General features: G+C 60.6%; 22 protein-coding genes. 13 read left to right on the forward strand and 9 right to left on the reverse strand.

Features of this window, described 5'->3' with window-relative positions:
- Nucleotides 1–48: 48 nt before the first annotated feature.
- The 6 genes from rsfS (at nt 49) to ACEN84_RS08455 (ending at nt 5788) form a co-directional block, all read left to right on the forward strand.
- Nucleotides 49–495: a ribosome silencing factor gene (gene rsfS / locus ACEN84_RS08430; RefSeq protein ID WP_112718147.1), complete on the forward strand. Its 447-nt coding sequence runs from the start codon at nt 49–51 to the stop codon at nt 493–495.
- 120 nt (nt 496–615) lie between these two features.
- Nucleotides 616–1098, forward strand: coding sequence for a 23S rRNA (pseudouridine(1915)-N(3))-methyltransferase RlmH (gene rlmH / locus ACEN84_RS08435; protein WP_130283035.1), 483 nt, complete (start codon nt 616–618; stop codon nt 1096–1098).
- 129 nt (nt 1099–1227) lie between these two features.
- Nucleotides 1228–2652 (forward strand): murein hydrolase activator EnvC family protein, encoded by a 1425-nt coding sequence (locus ACEN84_RS08440; RefSeq protein WP_413711280.1) that lies wholly within the window; start codon nt 1228–1230, stop codon nt 2650–2652.
- Nucleotides 2642–3964 carry a S41 family peptidase gene (locus ACEN84_RS08445; protein WP_112718143.1) on the forward strand — a complete coding sequence of 441 codons (1323 nt, stop codon included), beginning with the start codon at nt 2642–2644 and terminating at the stop codon, nt 3962–3964. Before ACEN84_RS08440 ends, ACEN84_RS08445 begins: the two co-directional genes overlap by 11 nt.
- 78 nt (nt 3965–4042) lie before the next feature.
- A complete protein-coding gene (locus ACEN84_RS08450; RefSeq protein WP_413710554.1) occupies nt 4043–5245 on the forward strand; it encodes a divergent polysaccharide deacetylase family protein in 1203 nt (400 codons plus the stop codon).
- Between the two features lie 9 nt (nt 5246–5254).
- Nucleotides 5255–5788, forward strand: a complete 534-nt coding sequence (locus tag ACEN84_RS08455; RefSeq protein ID WP_413710555.1) for an RNA pyrophosphohydrolase — start codon at nt 5255–5257, stop codon at nt 5786–5788.
- Between the two features lie 209 nt (nt 5789–5997).
- On the opposite strand, the gene bfr is transcribed toward ACEN84_RS08455, so the two are convergent.
- The 5 genes from bfr to ACEN84_RS08480 all read right to left on the reverse strand — a co-directional run bounded on the left by bfr (nt 5998) and on the right by ACEN84_RS08480 (nt 12777).
- Nucleotides 5998–6489, reverse strand: a complete 492-nt coding sequence (gene bfr, locus ACEN84_RS08460; protein WP_130283029.1) for a bacterioferritin — start codon at nt 6487–6489, stop codon at nt 5998–6000.
- Entirely contained in the window at nt 6455–6853 is a 399-nt protein-coding gene (locus ACEN84_RS08465; protein ID WP_112718135.1) for a (2Fe-2S)-binding protein, read from the reverse strand. Before ACEN84_RS08465 ends, bfr begins: the two co-directional genes overlap by 35 nt.
- A gap of 86 nt (nt 6854–6939) precedes the next feature.
- Nucleotides 6940–10395: an error-prone DNA polymerase gene (locus ACEN84_RS08470; RefSeq protein ID WP_413710556.1), complete on the reverse strand. Its 3456-nt coding sequence runs from the start codon at nt 10393–10395 to the stop codon at nt 6940–6942.
- Nucleotides 10392–11801, reverse strand: a complete 1410-nt coding sequence (locus ACEN84_RS08475; RefSeq protein WP_413711281.1) for a Y-family DNA polymerase — start codon at nt 11799–11801, stop codon at nt 10392–10394. Before ACEN84_RS08475 ends, ACEN84_RS08470 begins: the two co-directional genes overlap by 4 nt.
- A gap of 40 nt (nt 11802–11841) precedes the next feature.
- Entirely contained in the window at nt 11842–12777 is a 936-nt protein-coding gene (locus ACEN84_RS08480; protein WP_413710557.1) for an ImuA family protein, read from the reverse strand.
- 164 nt (nt 12778–12941) lie between these two features.
- On the opposite strand from ACEN84_RS08480, the gene ACEN84_RS08485 reads away from it, so the two are divergent.
- Complete coding sequence (locus tag ACEN84_RS08485; protein WP_112718129.1) at nt 12942–13379, forward strand: metallopeptidase family protein; 438 nt, start codon at nt 12942–12944, stop codon at nt 13377–13379.
- A gap of 3 nt (nt 13380–13382) precedes the next feature.
- Here ACEN84_RS08485 and ACEN84_RS08490 read toward each other — a convergent pair whose 3' ends face one another.
- Together ACEN84_RS08490 and ACEN84_RS08495 are read right to left on the reverse strand one after the other, a co-directional pair.
- The gene (locus ACEN84_RS08490; protein WP_112517868.1) at nt 13383–13589 is read right to left on the reverse strand and encodes a DUF1737 domain-containing protein; all 207 of its coding nucleotides are present in this window, start codon (nt 13587–13589) and stop codon (nt 13383–13385) included.
- Between the two features lies 1 nt (nt 13590).
- On the reverse strand, nt 13591–14493 hold the full coding sequence (locus ACEN84_RS08495) for an HpcH/HpaI aldolase/citrate lyase family protein (protein ID WP_413710558.1): 903 nt from the start codon (nt 14491–14493) through the stop codon (nt 13591–13593).
- A 111-nt stretch (nt 14494–14604) separates the two neighbouring features.
- Here ACEN84_RS08495 and ACEN84_RS08500 point away from each other — a divergent pair, with 111 nt between their 5' ends.
- The 3 genes from ACEN84_RS08500 (at nt 14605) to leuD (ending at nt 16128) form a co-directional block, all read left to right on the forward strand.
- Nucleotides 14605–14838 (forward strand): hypothetical protein, encoded by a 234-nt coding sequence (locus ACEN84_RS08500; protein WP_112718125.1) that lies wholly within the window; start codon nt 14605–14607, stop codon nt 14836–14838.
- A 125-nt stretch (nt 14839–14963) separates the two neighbouring features.
- Nucleotides 14964–15383, forward strand: coding sequence for a VOC family protein (locus ACEN84_RS08505; protein ID WP_112718123.1), 420 nt, complete (start codon nt 14964–14966; stop codon nt 15381–15383).
- Nucleotides 15384–15519: 136 nt separating this feature from the next.
- Complete coding sequence (gene leuD / locus ACEN84_RS08510) at nt 15520–16128, forward strand: 3-isopropylmalate dehydratase small subunit (RefSeq protein ID WP_112718121.1); 609 nt, start codon at nt 15520–15522, stop codon at nt 16126–16128.
- A gap of 57 nt (nt 16129–16185) precedes the next feature.
- Here leuD and ACEN84_RS08515 read toward each other — a convergent pair whose 3' ends face one another.
- Nucleotides 16186–17118, reverse strand: a complete 933-nt coding sequence (locus ACEN84_RS08515; protein WP_413710559.1) for a pyridoxal-phosphate dependent enzyme — start codon at nt 17116–17118, stop codon at nt 16186–16188.
- Between the two features lie 175 nt (nt 17119–17293).
- Between ACEN84_RS08515 and leuB the strand changes: the two genes are divergently transcribed.
- The 3 genes from leuB (at nt 17294) to lpxE (ending at nt 20087) form a co-directional block, all read left to right on the forward strand.
- Nucleotides 17294–18406, forward strand: coding sequence for a 3-isopropylmalate dehydrogenase (leuB, locus tag ACEN84_RS08520; RefSeq protein WP_413710560.1), 1113 nt, complete (start codon nt 17294–17296; stop codon nt 18404–18406).
- Between the two features lie 112 nt (nt 18407–18518).
- Entirely contained in the window at nt 18519–19277 is a 759-nt protein-coding gene (locus ACEN84_RS08525) for a phosphatase PAP2 family protein (protein WP_413710561.1), read from the forward strand.
- Nucleotides 19278–19358: 81 nt separating this feature from the next.
- The gene (gene lpxE, locus ACEN84_RS08530) at nt 19359–20087 is read left to right on the forward strand and encodes a lipid A 1-phosphatase LpxE (RefSeq protein ID WP_413710562.1); all 729 of its coding nucleotides are present in this window, start codon (nt 19359–19361) and stop codon (nt 20085–20087) included.
- 53 nt (nt 20088–20140) lie between these two features.
- Here lpxE and ACEN84_RS08535 read toward each other — a convergent pair whose 3' ends face one another.
- Complete coding sequence (locus tag ACEN84_RS08535) at nt 20141–22024, reverse strand: MFS transporter (RefSeq protein WP_413710563.1); 1884 nt, start codon at nt 22022–22024, stop codon at nt 20141–20143.
- Nucleotides 22025–22181 lie beyond the last annotated feature (157 nt).

Genomic DNA, 22181 nt, shown 5'->3' on the forward strand with positions numbered 1-22181 from the left:
GTTTGATGCCTATCTTAACTATGATTTGGACGATCCAAATCAGTTGATGTGCATGTCTGTTATTCCAGGAAAGGGAAAGCACTGACAACAGTACACGCCAAGGGAAGAACGCTCGCCGTTATCCCGAAGAGCCCGGAACGTGGCGCCGATGCCGCTGCCCGCGCCCTGCAAGCCGTCCTCGCCAGCCTCGAGGACTCGAAAGCTGAAGATATCGCCACCATCGACATTGCTGGGAAATCTGCGCTGGGCGACTACATGGTCGTTGTCTCCGGGCGATCGAACCGCCATGTCATGGCGATTGCCGACCACCTCCTCTCCGACCTGAAGGACGACGGCTTCGGTGCCGCTCGTGTCGAAGGACAGGAAGGTGGCGATTGGATCCTGATCGATACCGGCGATATCATCGTGCACGTTTTCCGCCCCGAAATCCGCGAGTTCTACAACATCGAAAAGATGTGGGCCGCTCCGGATATGGACGAAGAAACGCGCCACTAACAGGCACCCGGCCTTCATCCGGCGCCTGACATGCGGCATGCAGCAAGGCCGGAAACAATGGACACCGGCCTCAGTAGGCCGGTTTTGCGTTCTGAAGGGCGCTGAACAGGAGCGGATGATATGCGCATAGGCCTTTTTGCCGTGGGGCGGCTCAAATCCGGCCCGGAGAAGGATCTTGCGGCCCGCTATTTCGACCGCTTCGCCAAGGCTGGCCCGGCGGTAGGCCTCGAATTTTCTCGCGTTGCCGAAGTCGCCGAAAGCCGCGCCTCCAATGCCGAGACCCGCAAGCGCGAGGAAGCGGCAATGCTGCTGAAGACGCTTCCGGATGGCGGCATCCTCATCCTGCTCGACGAGCGCGGCAAAGCCCTCGACAGCGAGGCTTTCGCAAGCACGCTCGGCACCTATCGCGACAACGGAAAGCGCGACCTGACGATCGCGATCGGCGGCGCCGACGGGCTCGATCCCGCTCTCTACGACCGCGCCGACATGACGCTCTGCCTCGGCAAGATGACATGGCCGCACCAGATCGTCCGCACTCTGATCGCCGAACAGCTCTACCGCGCCGTGACCATCCTCTCCGGCCATCCCTACCACCGGGTCTGAGCCTCACGCAGCCGTGTATTCCGCCGCTGCGATCTTTCTGGTCAAAACTGCCAAATCAGCTTAGTCTCCGCGCGATTTTGAGAGTTGCCCCGAACACGCATGACACGACGCGCCCGCAAGCGAACGAGCCTGATTTTGCCTCTTCTTGCGGCAGGTCTTACCGCGGCAGCCGTGCCTTCCCTTTTGCCGCTTCCATCTAGAGCGCAGGATGCACCCGCTCAGAGCGGTGATGAGGCCACGCCTGCGCCTGCCGCACCACCTACAACACCTCAAGCCGCAGAAGCGCCGCCGCCGGATCCGGCCGCAGAACTCGCCAAGAAGCGTGACGAGACCCGCGCCGAGCTCGATGCTCTCTCGAAGACGATCAATCTTTCGTCAGACAAAGTGAATGAGCTTGAGAAGAGCATCGCCGATCTCGACAAGAGCAGCACGACCATTCGCCAGGCGCTGATCGATTCCGCCGCCCGTCGCAAGACGCTGGAAAAGCAGATCCTCGACAGCGAGAAGAAGCTCGCCGATCTCGGCGTCAAGGAAGACGGCATCCGTCGCTCGCTGCATGACCGCCGTGGCCTGCTCGCCGAAGTGCTGGCAGCACTGCAGCGCATGGGCCGCAACCCGCCGCCGGCGCTTCTGGTAACCCCCAATGACGCACTCGCATCCGTCCGCAGCGCCATTCTGCTTGGCGCTGTTGTACCGGGAATGCGCAAGGAAACCGATAAGTTAGCTGCTGACCTGACCAATCTCGCCGCCTTGCAGGCAGCCAGCACCAAGGAACGCGCCGACCTGACGGCGACGATGACCAACGGCATCGAGGAGGAGCGGCGCATGGATCTGCTGCTCGCCGAAAACGACAAGCTGAGCCGCAGCAACGCCGCCGAGCTGGAGGCCGAAAAGAAGCATTCCGAAGAGCTCGCCGGCAAGGCGACGACGCTCGAAGGCCTCGTCGCATCGATGGAATCGGAGATCTCTTCCGTGCGCGACGCCGCCGAGGCGGCCCGCCGCGAGGAGGAAAATCGCAAGCTCCTGACCGATGAACAAAGGGCCCAGGCGAAGGCCCTGGCAGACAGCGGTGTGCCCGATAAAAACCGCATTGCGCCCGCATATCCGTTCGGAGAATTGAAGGCGAAGCTGGAGCTGCCCGTGGCGGGCGATATTCTGCGTCAGTTCGGCGATGCCGACGGTACCGGGCACGAGGCCATGGGCATGACGCTGGCGACCAACCCGGATTCGGTGGTCACCGCACCGGCGGACGGACTGGTGGTTTATGCCGGCGCCTTCCGCAGCTATGGCCAGATGATCATTCTTGATACGGGCGACGGTTACCACCTGGTTCTATCGGGGATGGACACGATCAGCACCCGCCAGGGCAAGTTCGTTTTCGCCGGTGAACCGCTTGCGGCAATGGGCGCAAAAAGAGTGGCAAGCGCGACAGCATTGGCGCTGGAAACAAACCTTCCAACGCTTTACATTGAATTTCGAAAAGACGGTAAACCGGTCGATTCCCGGCCGTGGTGGACCGCCAAAGACACTGGAAAGGCACGCAATGATTCGTAGGGCTTCTCTTGTTCTGGTCGGCGCATTGATGGGTGCGACCGCGATGAGCGTCATCTATTCGGCAGGCGTGCCCGCCGAGGCGGCGGGAGCATCCACCTACAAGGAGCTCTCGGTATTCGGTGATGTTTTCGAACGTGTGCGCGCCCAGTACGTGACGCCTCCGGACGAGAACAAGCTCGTCGAAAATGCCATCAACGGCATGCTTTCCTCGCTTGACCCGCATTCCAGCTACATGAATGCCAAGGACGCCGAAGACATGAGCACCCAGACCAAGGGTGAATTCGGCGGTCTCGGCATCGAAGTCACCATGGAAGACGAGCTCGTCAAGGTCATCACCCCGATTGACGACACCCCGGCAGCCAAGGCCGGCGTTCTCGCAGGCGACTACATCTCCGAAATCGACGGCCAGTCCGTCCGCGGCCTGAAGCTGGAAGACGCTGTCGAGAAGATGCGCGGCGCCATCAACACGCCGATCAAGCTGACGCTTATCCGCAAGGGCGCCGACAAGCCGATCGAACTGACTATCGTCCGTGACGTCGTGGCCGTACAGGCCGTGAAGTCCCGCGTCGAGGACGATGTTGGCTACCTGCGCGTCATCTCCTTCACCGAGAAGACCTATCCGGATCTCGAAAAGGCAATCACCAAGATCAAGGCAACCGTTCCGGCCGACAAGCTGAAGGGCTACGTCCTCGACCTGCGCCTCAATCCGGGCGGTCTGCTCGACCAGGCGATCAAGGTCTCCGACGCGCTGCTGGAGCGCGGCGAAGTGGTTTCCACCCGCGGCCGCAACCCGGATGAAACCCGCCGCTGGAACGCCGGTCCTGGTGATCTGACCGACGGCAAGCCGGTGATCGTGCTGATCAACGGGGGTTCTGCCTCCGCTTCGGAGATCGTCGCGGGCGCTCTGCAGGATCTGCGCCGCGCAACGGTGCTCGGCACCCGCTCGTTCGGCAAGGGCTCGGTCCAGACGATCATCCCGCTCGGAGAAAACGGCGCCCTGCGCCTGACGACGGCGCTCTATTACACGCCGTCGGGCCGCTCGATCCAGGGCACCGGCATCACGCCTGACATCAAGGTCGACGAGCCGCTTCCGGACGATCTGAAGGGCAAGATGGTGACCGAGGGCGAATCCAGCCTGCGCGGCCACATCAAGGGCCAGAGCGAGACAGACGAAGGCTCCGGCTCTGTTGCCTACGTCCCGCCGGATCCGAAGGACGACGTCCAGCTCAACTACGCGCTCGACCTGCTCCGCGGCAAGAAGACCGATCCGGCCTTCCCGCCGAACCCGGAAAAGGCGGTTTCCGCAAAGTAATTTCGAGATTGCATCAGGCCGGAGTAACATCCGGCCTGATGATTCTGACTGTTTCCCGGTTTGGGGCGGGCGAGGAAATTGGGAACGGATTTGCATGCACCGCTTGGCCAGAAGCGTAAATCTGGCCCGAAGAGGCCGGGCATCCTGCGCATTGGCCGGATCGCCGCCAGCCTTTGCCTGATCGCCATCGGCGGCTTCTCGCTTTACACAGCAATGCGCGACGACGGCCTGCAGAAGCAGCCCGCACCGCCGGTCGCCGGTACAGGCTCTTCCGGCGTGCCGACGGATACCGCCCAGACGCCCCCCGCACCAGACAAGCAGCCTGCCAGCGGCATGACACGCTCCGATCCCCATTCAGGCGCCAATGTCGAGACGATGGTGACGGGTGACGGCTCTGTCGTCACCAAGTACAGTCCGCGCCCGCGCGACGGCAATGGTCCGGCGCTGGTCGACGCGACGCAGATCGGCCAGGATCCGCGCATGGCGGCGATGCCGAACGACAAGCTGCTGGAAGACTCTCCCTTCGGACGCCTGCCGATCGTCGGCCCGGATGGACGCCGCCCGATGGACCAGTATGCACGCCCGTGGTCTGGCGCCCGCGGCACCCGCATCGCCATCGTCGTCAGCGGCCTTGGCCTCAGCCAGACGGGCACGCAACGCGCCATCAAGGAACTGCCGGAAGAGATCACCTTTGCCTTCGCCGCCAGCGGCAATAGCCTGCAGCGCTGGATGCAGGAGGCCCGACGCGGCGGCCACGAAATCCTGATGCAGGTGCCGCTGGAGCCCTTCGATTATCCGGCAAACGATCCGGGCCCGGAAACGCTGCTGACCTCGAAACCGCCGGCCAAGAATATCGAGAACCTGCACAAGGCGATGGGCGAGATCACCAACTACACCGGCGTCATGAACTATCTCGGCGGCCGCTTCCTGTCGAACCCCGACGCTATGGAGCCGGTGATGCGCGATATCGGCAAGCGCGGGCTGCTCTTCCTCGACGACGGCTCCTCGGCACAGTCGAAGACCGAGGCTGTCGCCAAGGGCACCGAGCTGCCCTATGCCTTCGCCGACTTGCAGCTGGACAACCAGCTCGACGTCAACGCCATCATGCAGAAGCTCGACGAGTTGGAACGGATCGCCAAGCGCAACGGCCAGGCGATCGGCGTCGCCTCGGCTTTCGACGAGAGCATTGACGCCATCTCCAAGTGGAGCGAAGAAGCGGCCATGCGCGGCATCGAGATCGTCGGTGTCGCGGCGCTTGCCAACGACCCGCAAAAGCCCTGAGGACATACAATGACCAAGGCGCCTGTGAAGGCTGAAGACCTGCCCTACCGCCCCTGCGTGGGCGTGATGATCTTGAACCGCGAAGGACTGGTTTGGGCCGGCCGCCGCATCCCGGTCGGCAATTCCGAATATGATGGCTCGCCGCAGCTTTGGCAGATGCCGCAGGGCGGCATCGACAAGGGCGAGGATCCGCTGGAGGCCGCCTATCGCGAGCTCTACGAAGAGACCGGCATGAAAACCGTCTCCCTGCTCGCGGAGGCGAGCGACTGGATCAATTACGACCTGCCGCCGCAACTGATCGGCATCGGCCTGAAGGGTAAGTTCCGCGGCCAGACCCAACGCTGGTTCGCCTTCCGCTTCGAGGGCAACGAAAACGAGATCGCGATCAACCCGCCACCGGGAGGCCACGAGCCGGAGTTTGACGCCTGGGAATGGAAGGCGATGGCCGAGCTACCCGGCCTCATCGTGCCATTCAAGCGCGCAGTGTACGACCAGGTTGTCGCTGAGTTCTCGCATCTCGCCGCGCTGAAGGCGGCGGACTGAGACGGCAAGCGGATCGCCACGTTCAAGATCGTCGATCACGCTCCGTGGGCAGGGTGATCACAGAGCCAGAGACCAAAAACTACCAGCGTAACCGCTGCCGTATTGCCTCAGCGGTATGTCTCCATAAGAGACGCGGTCTACGACGGCGGCGGATAGGTACCCAAAGCAGGATATGAAAACGGCCGCTTTCGCGGCCGTTTTGTTTGGTCTTAGTGACCTTCCGCCTCGTTGGCGGGATCGGCATTCAGCTGGCCATACTTGGCTTCGCCGATCTTCTCCAGCAGCTCGAGCTGCGTTTCCAGGAAGTCGATATGGCCTTCCTCGTCCATCAACAGCTCTTCGAACAGCTTCATGGACACGTAGTCGCCGGCATCGTGACAGATATCGCGGGATTTCTTGTAGGCCGTGCGGGCATCATATTCGCCGGCAAGATCGGCTTCCAGCACTTCCTTGACGTTCTGGCCGATGCGCAGTGGCGCCAGCGTCTGCAGGTTCGGATGGCCTTCAAGGAAGATGATGCGGGCGACGAGACGGTCGGCGTGGTGCATCTCTTCGATGGATTCGGCGCGTTCCTTCTTCGCAAGCTTGGTGTAACCCCAATCTTCGAGAAGGCGGTAGTGGACCCAGTATTGGTTGACTGCACCGAGTTCGAGAAACAGCGCCTCGTTAAGCCGCTCGATGACTTTTTTGTCGCCTTTCAATGTCCGCTCTCCTGTTTTCCTCATGGAATTCTTTTAGGCGGGACATGAAATCAAATATTTCGGCTTCCGTCGAGTGGCGACGGGCATGATAGTCTTCAGTGGTCTGGATGATGATATCGACGACGTTGGGGAAGCAACCGCAGCAACGGCCGCGCTTCTCCATGGCATGATAGACCTTCGCAGGAACGATCAGCTGCCAACAGTCTTCGTCGAGAAGGCTGTTGATAACCTCACGGATTTCCTTGTCGGTTATGTAGTTGCAGCTGCAGACCAGCACGTCATCATTCCAAACATGACATTCACTATCGTGTTTTCTGCTAAAGAAGATGGTGAGTGTCAAGAAAAAATCGAGATGAAAAAACATCACCAGATGCCCGGGACGCTCACATCAAGGTGAGCACCCTGCACGGTAAAAACCTATCGATCTGATCTTGCTGCATTTTCGCGGGATCAATGGAAATTGCGCCCTCTCGGCATCACTTTCACGGTTTCTGCCACTTCCTTATCGCTCTTCTCTCCGGCCATGCGTTTTTCCAGACCTGCACGTTCCAGCGCCGTCATGATCTTCTTCTGCCGGTGATCGACCGTCGGCCGCATGGCTTCGTCCGATCGATCGCTCGCCCCGAACCGCCGCGCCTCCTGCTGGAGAATGCCGAGCGCAGGGGTCATGTCCTCGATATGCTCGACAACGGTATGGATTACACCGCTCTGGCTCTGCAGCTTGCCGCGAATCTTGACCAGCCGGGCACCCATGACGGTGGCGCGATATTTTTCGAACACGGCGGGCCAGACGATCGCATTGGCGACACCGGTTTCGTCTTCTAGGGTCATGAAGATGACACCCTTGGCCGAACCCGGCCGCTGCCGGACCAGGACGAGCCCAGCAATCGTCACCCGCCTGCCATTTGCGACCTGCAGCAGATCGACATTGCGGGTTATGCCGGCCCTACGGAAGTCCTCGCGCAGGAAGGAGACAGGGGGCGCTTTCAGCGACAGCGAGAGATAGCGATAGTCCTCGACCACTTGCTCACCGGGCAGCATTTCCGGCAGCTGTGTCTCCGGCTCGATCTGCAGATCATCCTTACCCGCACATTCGAATAGCGGCAGCTTCTCGGCGGCGCTCTGCACATCCAGAGCTCGCACGGCCCATAGAGCCTCGCGCCGGGTAAGCCCGATGGACCCGAAGACATCTGCATCGGCCAATCTTTCGATATCGGACTTCTTGAGGCCGGAGCGCAGCCAGAGGTCGTGGATCGAGCGATAACCGTTTCCACGCATGTCAACGAGCCGCCGCATGCTGTCTTCAGAGAGACCCTTCACCTGCCGGAAACCGAGCCGAACAGCGCGCTTTGATTGGATGACATCGCGCATCCCGGCATGCCGGAAATCGACCTTGCTCTTATCGAAGGCCGCCTTTTCCAGCAGGCAGTCCCAATCCGAGCTGTTAATATCGACCTCGCGGATCTCGACGCCGTGCTCACGCGCGTCGCGCACCAGCTGCGCCGGCGCATAGAACCCCATGGGCTGCGAGTTCAGCATCGCCGCACAGAAGACATCGGGATAATAGGCCTTCATCCAGGATGAGGCATAGACGAGCAGGGCGAAGGAGGCTGCGTGGCTTTCTGGAAAGCCATACTCGCCGAAACCCTTGATCTGATTGAAGCACTGCTGGGCAAATTCGCGGTCATATTCCTTGGCGACCATCCCCTCGATAAAACGGCTTTCGAAATTTCCGATCGTGCCCGTTCGTTTGAACGTCGCCATGGCGCGCCGCAACTTGTCGGCCTCGGCGGGTTTGAAGCCTGCCGCCGTGATGGCGATCTGCATTGCCTGTTCCTGGAAGAGGGGAACACCAAGCGTTCTCTCCAGCACGGATTCCAGTTCCGGGCTCGGATAGTCAATCTTGGCGCCGCTTTTGAACTGTTCCCGCCGCTTCAGATAGGGATGCACCATGTTGCCCTGGATCGGGCCTGGGCGCACGATCGCCACCTCGATAACGAGGTCGTAGAACCGGTCGGGCCTGAGACGCGGCAGCATGCTCATCTGCGCCCGGCTTTCGATCTGAAAGACGCCAAGCGTATCCGCCCGGCACATCATCGCATAGACCGGCCGCCCCTCTTCGCCGTGCTCCCTGTTGCCGAGATCGGCCAGCGTTTTGCGGACCCCATAGTGATCCTCAAGCAGCGCAAAAGCCTTGCGCAAACAGGTCAGCATACCGAGTGCGAGAACATCGACTTTCAGAATCCGGACATTATCCAGATCGTCCTTGTCCCACTCGATCATGTAGCGGCCGGGCATCGCGGTCTTCATGATCGGCACGATCTCATCGAGCCGATCGCGGGTAATGACGAAGCCACCGACATGTTGCGTCAGATGCCTCGGAAAGGAGAGGAGCTCGGACGCATATTGCAGCACGTTTCTCGTCATAGAATCGAACATGTCGAGACCCGCGGCGCGTGCCTCGCGCTCGGACAGGCTATCGTCCGACCATCCCCAGACCAGACTGCCGATCGCCGACTGAACATCTTCGGAAAGACCGAAGGCTTTGGCCACTTCGCGCCCTGCCGAGCGCGTCCGGTAGGTGGTCACCCCTGCCGTCAGGCCGGCGTGATTGATGCCGTAGGTCTCATAGATGAACTGGATGACCTCTTCGCGCCGGTCATGCTCGAAGTCGACATCTATATCCGGCGGCTCATCCCGGTCCATGGAAATGAACCGGTCGAAGAGCAGGGTACTTTTTGCAGGATCGACTTCGGTTATCTCAAGGCAATAGCAGATGACGGAATTGGCTGCCGAGCCACGCCCCTGGCACAGGATCTTCTTGTCGTAGCGCGCATGCTGGACGATCCGATGAACCGTCAGGAAATAGGAGGCATAGTTTTTCTGCCTGACCAGATCGAGTTCATAATCGATCTGATCCTGGATCTTCTTCGGAACTTCACCGGGATGATACCGCTTCACCGCACCGGCCCGCGTCAGCCGGTCGAGCGTTTCATAGGCGGTTTCGCCAGGCGCGTTCTCCTCCGGATAATTGTGGCTGATCTCGTCCAGGGAGAATTTCAGCTGAGCAAAAAAATGGCCGGTGTTCTCAATCGCCTCCGGGTAGTTCCTGAAGAGCCGCGCCATTTCCCGGCCTTTCTTGAGATAGCGTTCCGCATTCGGCGCTAGAAGAAAACCAGCCCGGGGGATTGGTACATGCTCGCGAATGGAGGTCACCACATCGGATAGCGGCCTGCGCGTTCTTGCGTGATAGAGCGGCTGATTGGTCGCAATCAGCGGGACACCGATGTCTGCCGCCATGTTGGCAAAGGCCGCAAATGTCAGCGCATCGTGACCGTTGTAGGCCGGGGTCAATGCCAGGAAGAGATTGGAACGGAACCGGTCTTTGAGGCGGCGGAGACAATCCAGGAAGAGGCCTCGCCGATCGCTATCCTTGATGAGCTTGGGATCGGGCCCGACAGCAAGCATCATGTCATCGCCCCATTCCATGATATCCGCCTCCTCGAGAAGACAGGTTCCCTTTATCGCTCCCTCCTTCAGATTCCCGGCACTCAGCAGACGGCAGAGATGCCCCCAGCCTTTCCGGTCTTTCGGGTAAGTCAGGATTTCAGGCGTCTGATCACAGAAGACGAGCCGCGCTCCCGGCTGAAACGGCACGGGATCCAGGATCTCTTCTGCCTCCTCTCCTTTCTCCAGCCGGCCCGCCAGCTTTCGCTCATACTTGCCGCGAAGGACCTTCGTCTGGGCATAGGCGCGCACGACACCCGCCACGGAATTCCTGTCGGCGACCCCGATGCCGGAGAGACCGAGAAGGGCCGCCTGGGTGACGATCTCCTCAGGCTTGGAGGCGCCCTCCAGAAAGGAGAAGTTGGTTTTCGCGCCGATCTCGAAGAAGGCCGGGCTCATGCGAAAATTCCATGCATGAACCATTGCGGGGTATCCGGCCCATAGTGACCTTCGCGATAGATCCAGAAACGATATCCTTGCTCGTCCTCGACGCTGAAATAGTCGCGCTCCTTGGCGCCGACGCCATCGATCCACCATTCCATGGCGATCCGCTCCGGCCCTTCGCTCTTCAGGACGCGGTGACGAATGCGCCTCCAGCGAAAATGTGCCGGCGCGCCATCCGGAACCTCTGCGGCAAACGCTTCCATCAATTCAGGCGCCGGAAGCAGGCGAGCCGGCCGCTCGCTCTTTGCCGCGGGTGGCGTTACCTCCACCGGCGCTCTGTCCAGGACTTGAATGGCGGGAACGGCAAAGGTTGCCCGCTCCGGGATATGGCTTTCGCGCAATTCAAAACGGGTCAGGCATTCCTCGCCGAGACGGGCCGATACCTTATCGACGAAGACGGCAAGCGAGACCTGTGATTGCCTATTCCCTTCGAAATCGTCCTGAACATTATGGAAGCTCTCATGCCGGAGAACATTGATCCGCAGGATTTCGAAACCGTATCCCGCATCGATATCCTCATGGATTGCTGTCAGGCGTTCGGAAAACAGACCGGCAATGCGCTGCGGATCCCGCAAAGGCCGGGACGCCCCCGCAGAAATTCGAAAGACGCATCCATCCACCCGGAACAGGACCAGCTCGAAGACCCGGCCTCCGACGCCCTGGGTTTCAAAGGAGGGCTTCAGGCAATGCGCGACCTGGCTGGCAAGAGCGATAATCTCTTCTTCGGCGGCAATGGGATCAACAAGCCGCCGCTCGGCCGACAGGCTGGCGACCGGCAGACGGGGAGAGACCGGTTCTTCATCATGCCCCAATGCCTGATCGAGCCGCAAAAGAACACTGCCGCCAAAGCGGCGGTTGAGCGGCGCGCGCGGCGCCTGCATGAGATCGCCGACATAGCGCAGGCCGAGCTTTTGCAATGCCTCTATGACAGATACATCCAGCCGCAGCGCCGTGACCGGCAGGGGCTCGAGAACCGCTTCCGCCTCGTCCTCCGCAATCACACCGCCTTCGCCGAAACGGCTGACGGCCCAGGATAGTCCCGGTGACGAGGAAATCGCGCCGCGGATATCGAAGCCCATGCCGGCAAGACGAGACAGGATATCCTTCAGCATCGCCCGCTCGCCGCCGAAGAGATGCGAGCAGCCTGTTATGTCGAGGAAGAGCCCGTCCTTGCCATCTAGAGCGACCAGAGGCGTATAGCGGTCACACCAGTCAGCAACGGCCTCAAGCAGGCGTTTGTCGGCTGCCGCATCTTCTTCCACGACATCGATGATCGGGTGGATGGCGCGAGCTTCGGCGACGCCAAGACCCTTCTTGAGGCCGAGTTTCTCCGCCTTCTCGTCCAGCGCCGTCAGCCGCATCGTATTGTCGGAGCGACCAGAGCAGACGATCGGAGCGGCCTCAGGACGCCCTTTCGAACGCCACGAGAGGCCCCACCGCTTTCGGGCGATCCTGTCGGTCGAAAGATGTGGGAAGTACAGCGCCAGAATGCGCTGCCCGCTGCTCTGGAAAGCGAGTAACGGCTGGTTGGTCGACAGGGAGAAACTGGCGGTCATGGGGATTCCACTCCAGGAAGAGGGAGAGGGGGGCCGGATTGCGGCTCTTCTCCAGGGTGAGATGAAAGACCGGATTGCCGATGCTGCCGCCCAGCATCGAACCATCCGGCAGGGGCCGCTCCCGCGCAGGCGCGGGCCCGGCAAGAAAACGGAAATGTGCGCTGCTTGTCTCTTCCTCTCCTGATTGCCGCAGCAGCAGCAGGGAGCGACCGGCCGATTTCGCCCGCAGGTGAAAGCGCCGGCTCTCGGCAAGGCCGAAGGATTTCGGATTGCCGCGGATTTCCAGGATCGTCGTCACGAAGGCGCCGCTCTCAAGCGCCGCTTCCGCAAGCCAGAGCGCATCCTCCAGTTTGCGGGGGCTCGCATGCAGGAAAAGCTCCGGCCGCAATCCGAAATCCTTCAGTCCGACGGCATAGGGCACCCCTGCCTCGATCGTGCCGACCTTGTCGGCGATCCAGAGGACGGGATTTTTTTCCTCGGCCCGATGCTGCAAAGCTGCGGCGATCGCCAGCGCAAATCCGCTGCTGCTGCCTGCATCGAGAAACATCTTCGTGCGGATTTCCGTCAACGCATCGAGCGGTAATCCGCCTTCGAGTGCCTCATCCAGCTCCGGTATGCCAAAGCAGAACCGTGGTGTCTCATCCCTCTTTCGCGGTGCATTTCCCTTACCCAGCGCTTCCTGTTCGGCTGCCGCAAGCGCCGGCACCGGTTTTCCTTCAAGCTTTGCAATGGTTTCGCGGAGCGCAAAAAGCCGCTCGCGCGTCACGGCCGTCTGTGCCATGACGTTCACTCCAGATCAGAATTGTTCCTGTTATGTTCTTATGGATTCCAGAGCCTGCCGGAAGAGTCAACAGCCGTTTGTTGTGAATTTATTCCTGCCATTGATTCCACACTCGAAAATCCTTCACAAAGGTTCTATATGGGCGGCAGAGAAAGGGGTTTTTGATGGCCCGCATAGACCAGAGCGAGGATTGGCGCGATCGCCATGCTCCGACGCTCAGCACATTTGAATCCCTGGCGATGGAGGCTTACAGCCACCTGCCGGACGAGTTCCGTTCGCTTACCGCCAATCTGACGATCGAGATCGAAGATTTCCCGGACGACGACGTTTTCGAGGACATGGCGCTGGAAACGCCCTTCGACCTGCTCGGCCTTTTCGAGGGCAGGGGCATTTCGGAACGGTTCACAATGGAAACCGGCGAACTGCCGAACCGCATTCGCCTCTATCGCCGCCCGATCCTGGATTACTGGGCCGAGAACGACGAAACGCTCGGCGATATCATCACCCATGTCCTCATCCACGAAATCGGCCACCATTTTGGCCTCAGCGATGACGACATGGAGCGTATCGAGGCGAGCGCCGAAGAGGCGGCCGACCGGTAAATCTTACTGCTCGGAGAGCTTCATATCCGGGTGGTAGTCCTTGCCTTCGACGTCCTTGACGATCGCCTGGGCGGCAATGACCTGCTTGGTCTCGGCATTGAAGGTGACCGAGGGAGAGCCCTGCAGCGACCAGCCCTTGTTGAGAGCATCGGTTACACGGTGGCAGAATGCGGCATCGTCCTGGCCGGTCAGAAGGCGGTAGAGCTTCATGTCATGATTTCCGTTCAGCAATGAGGCGGGATTTATGAACCAGACTTTCCGCCTGGACAAGATGCAGGCGCTCGATCATCCGGCCGTTTGAATTGATGACGTTGAGACCTTCAGTCGCAGGATCGGCAAAGGCAGCGATAATCTCTTCGGCCTCGCGGATGGCAGCGTCGTCAGGCCCGAAATGCCGGTTTGCAATTTCGATCTGCGCCGGATGGATCAGCATCTTGCCATCGAAACCCATCGCGCGGGCATGCGCGCATTCCGCCTCGAAGCCATCCGCATCCTTGAAATCGTTGAAGACGCTGTCGATCGCATCGAGCCCATAGGCCCTGACGGCCAAGATCACCTGCATCAGCCACGGCACCAGATAGGTGCGCCCCGGCTGCGGCAGAACGCCGGTTTCCTTGCGCAGATCGTTCAAGCCCACAACGAAGCAATCGAGCCGCGACCCGGCTGTCCGCCCGAACTCGGCGATCGCCGCCGAATTTAGGATGCCGCGCGGCGTCTCGATCATCGCCCAGATCCGCAGCGTTTCCGCGGCATCGGCATCGCCAAGCATGTCGCTGATCGCCATCACATCCTGCGGCTCGTCCACTTTCGGCAGCAGCACCGCATCCGGCTCGAGAGCCCGCACCAGTTCCATATCGGCAAGGCCGAAACCGGAGGAAAGGGCATTGATGCGGATGATCCTCTCCTTGCCCGCCAGCGCCGGGCCGGCGAAGAACGCCTTCAGGTTTGCCCGCGCCTCATCCTTCTTCTCCGCCGCGACGGAATCCTCCAGATCGAAGATGACGGCATCGCAATCAAGCACATGGGTCTTTTCCAATGCGCGGGCATTGATGGCAGGAACGCTGAGCACCGAGCGGCGCAGGCTGAGGGAACGGGCAGGGGAATTTCGGCTCATCACGAATGTGTGCCAAGCTTTGTGAAGGCTGACAAGACAACAAAAAGCCATGCTTGCCTTGCACAGAGGGAAATCAAGGACCACATTCCTTTCGAAGAGAGGTCTAGAATTATGCAGAATATCCGTTCCATCTTCCTCATGCTGGCAGGCGTCACCGTGTTTGTGGCTCTTGCGCTGTTTACCTTCTCGGTCACGCTCGCCGTCGGCGGCATCCTGACCGTGCTGATGGTTGGCCGCGCCCTGTCGCTGAAGATGAAACCGGCTCCGGTGCGCGCCAAGGCTCAGACGCAGCAGCGCGAAATGCGCATCTGGAACGACGGCCGCGGCACCATCATCGATCTCTGATCGCACCGGCCTTCCAGCCTTCACGAAAAATTCTTTATGGAGCTGTCGGCTCCCGCTCTACCTTCACGTCCTTGAGGCGGACGGCCCCGATGCCGGACCTTCAAATCAGGAGACGGAGGAAGAACATGAGCACGATGGAAACCGCACCCGCCAAGATGCCGCCGGTCAAGAATGGCCTGCTGCCCTATCTGACAGTCGACGGTGCGCTCAAGGCCGCAGAATTCTACAAGAAGGCATTCGGCGCCGAAGAGGCCTATGTCGTGCCGGCCGACGAGAAGGGCCGGACGATGCATGTGCATCTCTATATCAACGGCAGCTCGCTGATGCTGTCGGATGCCTATCCGGAATACGGCCATCCCTTCAAGGGTCACGAAGGCTTTGCGATCCAGCTCGTCATCGACGACATCGATGCCTGGTGGAACCGCGCAGTGGCTGCCGGCGCCGAAGTCGTCATGCCGATCGAGCTGATGTTCTGGGGTGATCGCTACGGCCAGCTGCGCGACCCCTTCGGCGTCGTCTGGGGCCTCAACGAAGCATCCAAATAGCCGCCTATGCAAAGTGGTCAGGCTGCGCGAAACGCCGCGCAGCCGCCATTCTGGAAAGATTCTCCTTCATTTCGGCGGGAAACTGGACTAGATGCTGATCAACGAAAGTACATCCGCTGAATTTGGAGCCTAGGTCATGGATAAATTCGTGAAGCTCACCGGCGTTGCCGCGCCCCTGCCCGTCGTCAACATCGACACGGACATGATCATCCCGAAGGACTATCTGAAGACCATCAAGCGCACCGGCCTTGGCAAGGGTCTCTTCGCCGAAGCCCGCTACAATGAAGACGGTTCCGAAAACGCCGATTTCGTGCTGAACAAGCCGGCCTACCGCGACGCCAAGATCCTCGTTGCCGGCGACAATTTCGGCTGTGGCTCTTCGCGCGAGCATGCCCCGTGGGCGCTGCTCGATTTCGGCATCCGCTGCGTGATCTCCACTAGCTTCGCCGACATCTTCTACAATAACTGCTTCAAGAACGGCATCCTGCCGATCAAGGTCAGCCAGGAAGATCTCGACAAGCTGATGGACGACGCTTCGCGCGGCTCCAACGCCATCCTCACCGTCGACCTCGAAAACCTCGAGATCACCGGCCCGGACGGCGGCTCGATCAAGTTTGACCTCGACGCCTTCAAGCGCCACTGCCTGCTGAACGGCCTGGACGACATCGGCCTGACGATGGAAAAGGGTACGGCGATCGACAGCTTCGAAAAGAAGAATTCCGCTTCGCGCCCCTGGGCTGCCTGAGCCATCGAGAACATCTGACGAAAAAGCCGGGCAATGCCCGGCTTTTTTGTTTGCCCCTCAGAAAAAGCGTTCCTGCCACGCCTTGAGCTTGCCGAGCGACACCCCGATGCCGCCGCAGACTTCAATGAGCGGGTTTTCGAAGCGTGACAGCAGTCCCGCATGCACGTCGGCAACGGCGAGCGCCGCGCCGCAGGCGGGCTCGACGAGAATGCGGTGCGCATCGGCAAATTTCAGGCAGGCGGCCACCGCTTCCGCATCGGTCACGGTGACGCTTTCGATCGGATGGTGATTGGGCAGATCGAAGACATGCTGCGCAACCTGCCGGGCGCCGAGCGAGTTGGCGATCGAGGTGATGCCGGGCAGGGTGATGCGCTCCTTCGCCTTCAGCGCTTCATGGAAGGAGGCAGCACCTTCGGTTTCGACGGCGATCACCGGCACATCGCCAAGGCCATTGCGCTTCAGGCCCGCGACGATACCGGCCAACAGACCGCCGCCGCCGACGCTGGCGATCACGCAGTCGAAACGGGTCCCGCTCGCAACGACCTCATCGATCAACGTCCCATGCCCTTCCCAGAGCAGCGGATGATCGAAGGGATGCACATATGCGGCCTTGCGCGCTTCCGAGAGCTTGATTGCATAGGCATTGGCCTCATCGAAGACCGAGCCATGCACCAGAACGGAAGCACCGGTCGCCTCGATCGACTGGCGGACTTCAGCTGACGTTGTCTCCGGCACGACGATCGTGACGGGAACGCCGAGCGCCCGGCCAGCAAACGCCGCCGCAATCCCGGCATTGCCGCCGGAGGCGCAGAAGATCTCCTTTGCGCCATTCTCCACCTCATGCTGGCACAGCCGGCTGACGCCGCGCATCTTGAAGCTGCCTGAAGGCTGCAGCGCATCGAGCTTCAGTAAGAGCGGCTTGCCGCTGGCGCTGTAATCGGCAGCGCTGCGCAGGAGAGGGGTGTTGAGATGCAATGGAGACGGGGACATTCTGAATTCCATTTCTTGAAACGTGACCATCTTCTTGGCGCGGAGACGCGCAGGGGTCAACACTCCAGAACAGATCGATAGCGCGGCAAACCGTACCGATTCGGCCTCTCTCTTGCTTGAAATGCGGTTTTCCGGGGTCTAAGAAGCCGCAGCTTGTTTTTCTGCGGAGGGTTTCATGACATCGCGCAATCTTTTCCTGCTGCCGGGCGACGGCATCGGCCCCGAGGCCATGGGCGAGGTCCGCAAGATCATCGCTTACATGAACGATGCAATGAAGGCCGGTTTCGTCACCGACGAAGGTCTCGTCGGCGGCTCGGCCTATGATGCCCACGGCCAGGCGATTTCCGAAGCCGACATGCAGAAGGCGCTTGCCGCCGATGCGGTTCTGTTCGGCGCCGTCGGCGGCCCGAAGTGGGATAGCGTTCCCTATGAAGTGCGCCCGGAAGCAGGCCTCCTGCGCCTGCGCAAGGATCTGCAGCTCTTCGCAAACCTGCGCCCGGCAATCTGCTACCCGGCGCTCGCTTCCGCTTCCTCGCTGAAGCCGGAACTGGTTGAGGGCCTCGACATCCTCATCATCCGTGAACTCACCGGCGGCGTCTATTTCGGCGAGCCGAAGGAGATCATCGATCTCGGCAACGGCCAGAAGCGCGGCATCGATACGCAGGTCTACGACACCTACGAAATCGAGCGTATCGCCGGCGTTGCCTTCGAAATGGCCCGCACCCGCCAGAACCGCGTCTGCTCCATGGAAAAGCGCAACGTCATGAAGTCTGGCGTGCTCTGGAATCAGGTGGTGACGGCGACGCACAAGGAAAAATACGCTGACGTCCAGCTCGAGCACATGCTGGCCGACGCCGGCGGCATGCAGCTCGTGCGCGCACCGAAGCAGTTCGATGTCATCGTCACCGACAACCTGTTCGGCGACATGCTCTCCGACGTCGCCGCCATGCTGACCGGTTCGCTCGGCATGCTGCCGTCTGCTTCGCTCGGCGCTCCCGATGGCAAGACCGGCAAGCGTAAGGCGCTCTACGAGCCCGTTCACGGTTCGGCACCTGACATCGCGGGCAAGGGCATTGCCAACCCGATCGCCATGATCGCCTCCTTCGCCATGTGCCTGCGTTATTCCTTCAACATGGTCACCGAAGCCGACAACCTCGAGAAGGCGATCGCCAACGTTCTCGACAAGGGCATCCGCACCGGCGACATCATGGGCGAAGGCTGCAAGCAGGTCGGTACCGTCGAAATGGGCGATGCTATCCTCGCGGAATTCAAGGCGCTCTCCGCCTGATATTTCACGTGAAACGCTTTTCAGGCCCTTCGCGCATCCGCGCGGAGGGCTTTTTCATTGAAGCCGCCGCCTCGTCTCCCTATGTCCCCCGTGCCAACCACAAAGGGACAGAATGAGCGACACCGCCGGAGCGAAGCCAGGCTGCAAAGCCTATCTGAAGAAGCGCTATGAGGCGCGTCGCACGATCCATCGTCGGGTTCCCTGGAAAGCTTTCGCGCTCTTCGCCATCAACGCCGTCGCAATTGCCTTCTTCGTCTTCGACCGGCCGCTGGGGCAGGCGGTCAAAAGCCTTTCGCCGCCGCTGGTCTCGATTGCCGGTGACGTGACCGATATCGGCAGGCTCGCCTGGATCCTTGCCGGCCTCGCCACCATTCTGCTCACCGGCTATGTCGTCCGCCGCCGCCTCTGGAAAGTGAGGCGCAGATTCCGGATGACCTATTTCGGCCAGATGGCCGCCTATGTCGGCCTTTCTGTCGTGCTCGCGAGCGCCATCGCCAATCCGCTGAAGTTCCTGATCGGCCGCGCCCGGCCGCTGCTCTACGAGCAGGAGGGTATATTCAGCTTCACGCCGTTCAGTTGGGATTTCCTGCACCAGAGCTTTCCTTCGGGACATTCCGCCAATATCGGCGCGCTCTTCATGTCGCTGGCCTTGCTCTTCCCGCGCTTCCGGCTGGTCTTCATCGGCATCGGCCTCTGGCTCGGCGCCACCCGGGTCATCATCGGCGTCCACTACCCGAGCGATGTCGCCGCCGGACTGGCGCTTGGAGCCTGGCTCGCCTTTGCGCTCTCCATCGCCTTCGCCCGTTTCGGCTTTGTCTTCTCGGTCGGGCGCGAGGGCTGGCCGATACCGCGGCTCAGCCGCCTTCTTTAAAGGCATCCGTAAAAAAACTGTCGCCGCCGGATGCTAGCGTCGATCCGTTCTTGAGATTGATTTTCGAACGGATCGGATTTGATGCAGGCGATACTTTCCTCGCTCGACAGGCGCTGGCGCCGGAGCACCTGTCGCATGCCGCAATTGCGGTGGCAGACCTGCCTTTTCATCACCTGTAACGCAGTTCTGTTGTCGATGCTGCTTCTCGACGGTCCTGTCGGCGCCGGACAGGTGCCACCGGTCATCCGACGCCTCGGCCGCATCCTCACCGATTTCGGCACGTCCGGATGGATCATCATCGTCAGCGCCTTCCTGTTCTTCGAAGGCCTAGCGGCGCTTCGTATCGTCAGATCGCTGCGTACCCGCATCCAGGCGCTGCAGATGTGCTGGATCGGCGCCTATCTGCTGATCTCGATCGCACTATCAGGCATCCTCGCGAATATCCTCAAGCGCGCCATTGGCCGCGCCAGGCCGCAGCATTTCGATGACTACGGGATCTTCTCATTCTCGCCCTTTTCGGGTCACGCCGCCTTTGAAAGCTTCCCGTCAGGACATGCGACGACCATCGGCGCTTTCTTCGCGGCGCTGTCGCTTCTCTTCCCGCGCTACCGCGTCGTCTTCCTTGCCTGCGCCCTCTGGCTCGGCATGACCCGCGTCATGGTCAGTGCCCATTATCCAAGCGATGTGATTGCCGGCCTGGCGCTCGGCGGCTGGTTCTCGCTGATGATCGCCATCGTCTTTTCGCGCTACGGCATCCTTTTCAGGGTGGCGGATGGCTGGCCGGTGCCAAAACGCATGCTGCGGACATAGAAAAACCCGGCGCCTTGAGAGCGCCGGGTCTTTTTCGTCACTACGCCAAATCTTTAATCAGCGTGGATATCGCGGTTCTTGGTTTCCGGCAGGAACAGCAGGCCGATGACCAGCGTGATGCCTGCGAAGACGATCGGATACCAGAGGCCGTAGTAGATATCGCCGGCGGCGGCACTCATCGCGAACGCCGTTGCCGGAAGCAGGCCACCGAACCAGCCGTTGCCGATATGGTAAGGCAGCGACATGCCAGTGTAGCGGATGCGGGTCGGGAAGAGCTCGACCAGAAGTGCTGCGATCGGGCCATAGACCATCGTCACGTAAAGCACGAGAACGAAGAGGACGGCGATCGTGCCGACCCAGTTCACGCGCGCCGGATCGGCAACCATGGCGAAGCTGCCGCCACCGGCGACCGTATAGACCGCCATGTCGGTCACACCGTTGGCTTCTTCCGCCGTCAGCAGCTTGCCGGCAATCAGCTTGTCGGCCGGCATTGTTTCCTTCTCGCCGCCGCGGATCGTCTCGGCGTTGAGATTGAGTTCCGGATTGGCAGCGATGAAAGCATCGAGCTTGGAATCCGGAACCTTGGCGGCGCCACGGTTCAGCGGATAACCGGCATCGTGAAGCGCCATGTTGGTGCTCTTCTCGAAGGCGGCCGTCATGCCCTTGGCCTTGTCGCCGGCAGCGATGACGTCGAAGCTCGGAATGGTCGCTTCGCCGATCTTGACGGTTGCCGGTTGTCCGGCCGGGCCGGGCACGACGTCATAAGGTACCGAGTTCTTCGTCAGGAACGCCGTAGCCACGTCGCAGGAGCTGGTGAACTTCGATGTACCGGTCGGGTTGAACTGGAACTTGCAGTCTGCCGGGTCAGCGGTCACCGTTGCGCGGATCGCAGCCTGTGCCTCATAGAGGGCCGGATTGGCCATATAGGTCATTGCCTTGAACAGCGGCTGGTAGGTGATGGCGGCAATCAGCAGGCCCGCCATGATGATCGGCTTGCGGCCGATCTTGTCGGAGAGCGAACCGAAGATCACGAAGAACGGCGTTGCAAGAATAAGCGCGATCGCGACCATGATATTGGCCGACTGCAGATCCACCTTGAGAACGTTCTGCAGGAAGAACAGCGCGTAAAACTGGCCGCAGTACCAGACGACTGCCTGACCCATCGTGGCGCCGAGCAGCGCGATGATGGCGATCTTGGCATTCTTCCAGGTACCGAAGGCTTCCGTCAGCGGCGCCTTCGAGCCCTTGCCCTCGGCCTTCATCTTCTGGAAGGCCGGAGATTCATTCATCTTGAGACGAATCCAGACCGAAACGCCGAGAAGCAGAACCGAAACCAGGAACGGAATGCGCCAGCCCCAGGCAGCGAATGCGGTCGAGCCGAGCATCTGCTGGACGGAGATGATGACGATCAGCGACAGGAAGAGACCAAGCGTTGCCGTCGTCTGGATCCATGAGGTGAAATAGCCGCGCCGGCCATTCGGCGCATGTTCGGCAACATAGGTCGCCGCACCGCCATATTCACCGCCAAGCGCCAGGCCCTGCAGAAGGCGCAGCACGATCAGAATGATCGGAGCCGCAATGCCGATTGTCGCCGCACCCGGAAGGATGCCGACGAGGAAGGTCGAGAAGCCCATGATCAGGATCGTGACCAGGAAGGTGTACTTGCGGCCGACGAGATCGCCGAGACGGCCGAACACCAGCGCACCGAACGGACGGACAAGGAAGCCCGCCGCAAAGGCGAGAAGCGTGAAGATGTTACGCGTCGCTTCCGGATATTGGGTGAAATAGGTCGCGCCGATATAGGTGGCGAGCGAACCGTAAAGATAGAAATCGTACCATTCGAAAACGGTACCGAGCGACGAGGCGAAGATGACCTTCTTCTCCTCGCCGGTCATCGGACCGGCCTTCGCGCCTTCGGCGCTTGCGACATTTGCCATTGTCTGTCCTCCACAGAGTGATGAGCAGCAAGGCGCGTCCCAAACTCTCCTCAAAGTATGCCCCTGGACGCGGCTCGCCTGTGAAGAGTGTGGCAGAAAAGGATTCGGATAAAGAGAGCGGCTTTGGGATTATGACTTTAGTCTAATGCGTTTGCAC

It is taken from the genome of Rhizobium sp. Rhizsp82 (assembly GCF_047325115.1).
Lineage (GTDB): Bacteria > Pseudomonadota > Alphaproteobacteria > Rhizobiales > Rhizobiaceae > Rhizobium.

Excerpts from the sequence above, each read along its gene's own strand:
- ACEN84_RS08470 (WP_413710556.1), bottom strand. The coding sequence starts at position 10,395 with ATGAGCCCGGCCTTCTTCGAGATCGGCGCGAAAACCAACTTCTCCTTT.
- ACEN84_RS08500 (WP_112718125.1), top strand. The coding sequence starts at position 14,605 with ATGCAGAATATCCGTTCCATCTTCCTCATGCTGGCAGGCGTCACCGTG.
- ACEN84_RS08515 (WP_413710559.1), bottom strand. The coding sequence starts at position 17,118 with ATGTCCCCGTCTCCATTGCATCTCAACACCCCTCTCCTGCGCAGCGCT.
- ACEN84_RS08495 (WP_413710558.1), bottom strand. The coding sequence starts at position 14,493 with ATGAGCCGAAATTCCCCTGCCCGTTCCCTCAGCCTGCGCCGCTCGGTG.
- ACEN84_RS08525 (WP_413710561.1), top strand. The coding sequence starts at position 18,519 with ATGAGCGACACCGCCGGAGCGAAGCCAGGCTGCAAAGCCTATCTGAAG.
- ACEN84_RS08535 (WP_413710563.1), bottom strand. The coding sequence starts at position 22,024 with ATGGCAAATGTCGCAAGCGCCGAAGGCGCGAAGGCCGGTCCGATGACC.
- lpxE (WP_413710562.1), top strand. The coding sequence starts at position 19,359 with ATGCAGGCGATACTTTCCTCGCTCGACAGGCGCTGGCGCCGGAGCACC.
- ACEN84_RS08485 (WP_112718129.1), top strand. The coding sequence starts at position 12,942 with ATGGCCCGCATAGACCAGAGCGAGGATTGGCGCGATCGCCATGCTCCG.
- rlmH (WP_130283035.1), top strand. The coding sequence starts at position 616 with ATGCGCATAGGCCTTTTTGCCGTGGGGCGGCTCAAATCCGGCCCGGAG.
- ACEN84_RS08445 (WP_112718143.1), top strand. The coding sequence starts at position 2,642 with ATGATTCGTAGGGCTTCTCTTGTTCTGGTCGGCGCATTGATGGGTGCG.
- ACEN84_RS08455 (WP_413710555.1), top strand. The coding sequence starts at position 5,255 with ATGACCAAGGCGCCTGTGAAGGCTGAAGACCTGCCCTACCGCCCCTGC.
- ACEN84_RS08490 (WP_112517868.1), bottom strand. The coding sequence starts at position 13,589 with ATGAAGCTCTACCGCCTTCTGACCGGCCAGGACGATGCCGCATTCTGC.
- ACEN84_RS08480 (WP_413710557.1), bottom strand. The coding sequence starts at position 12,777 with ATGGCACAGACGGCCGTGACGCGCGAGCGGCTTTTTGCGCTCCGCGAA.
- ACEN84_RS08475 (WP_413711281.1), bottom strand. The coding sequence starts at position 11,801 with ATGCGGCTGACGGCGCTGGACGAGAAGGCGGAGAAACTCGGCCTCAAG.
- ACEN84_RS08505 (WP_112718123.1), top strand. The coding sequence starts at position 14,964 with ATGAGCACGATGGAAACCGCACCCGCCAAGATGCCGCCGGTCAAGAAT.
- leuB (WP_413710560.1), top strand. The coding sequence starts at position 17,294 with ATGACATCGCGCAATCTTTTCCTGCTGCCGGGCGACGGCATCGGCCCC.
- ACEN84_RS08465 (WP_112718135.1), bottom strand. The coding sequence starts at position 6,853 with ATGTTTTTTCATCTCGATTTTTTCTTGACACTCACCATCTTCTTTAGC.
- leuD (WP_112718121.1), top strand. The coding sequence starts at position 15,520 with ATGGATAAATTCGTGAAGCTCACCGGCGTTGCCGCGCCCCTGCCCGTC.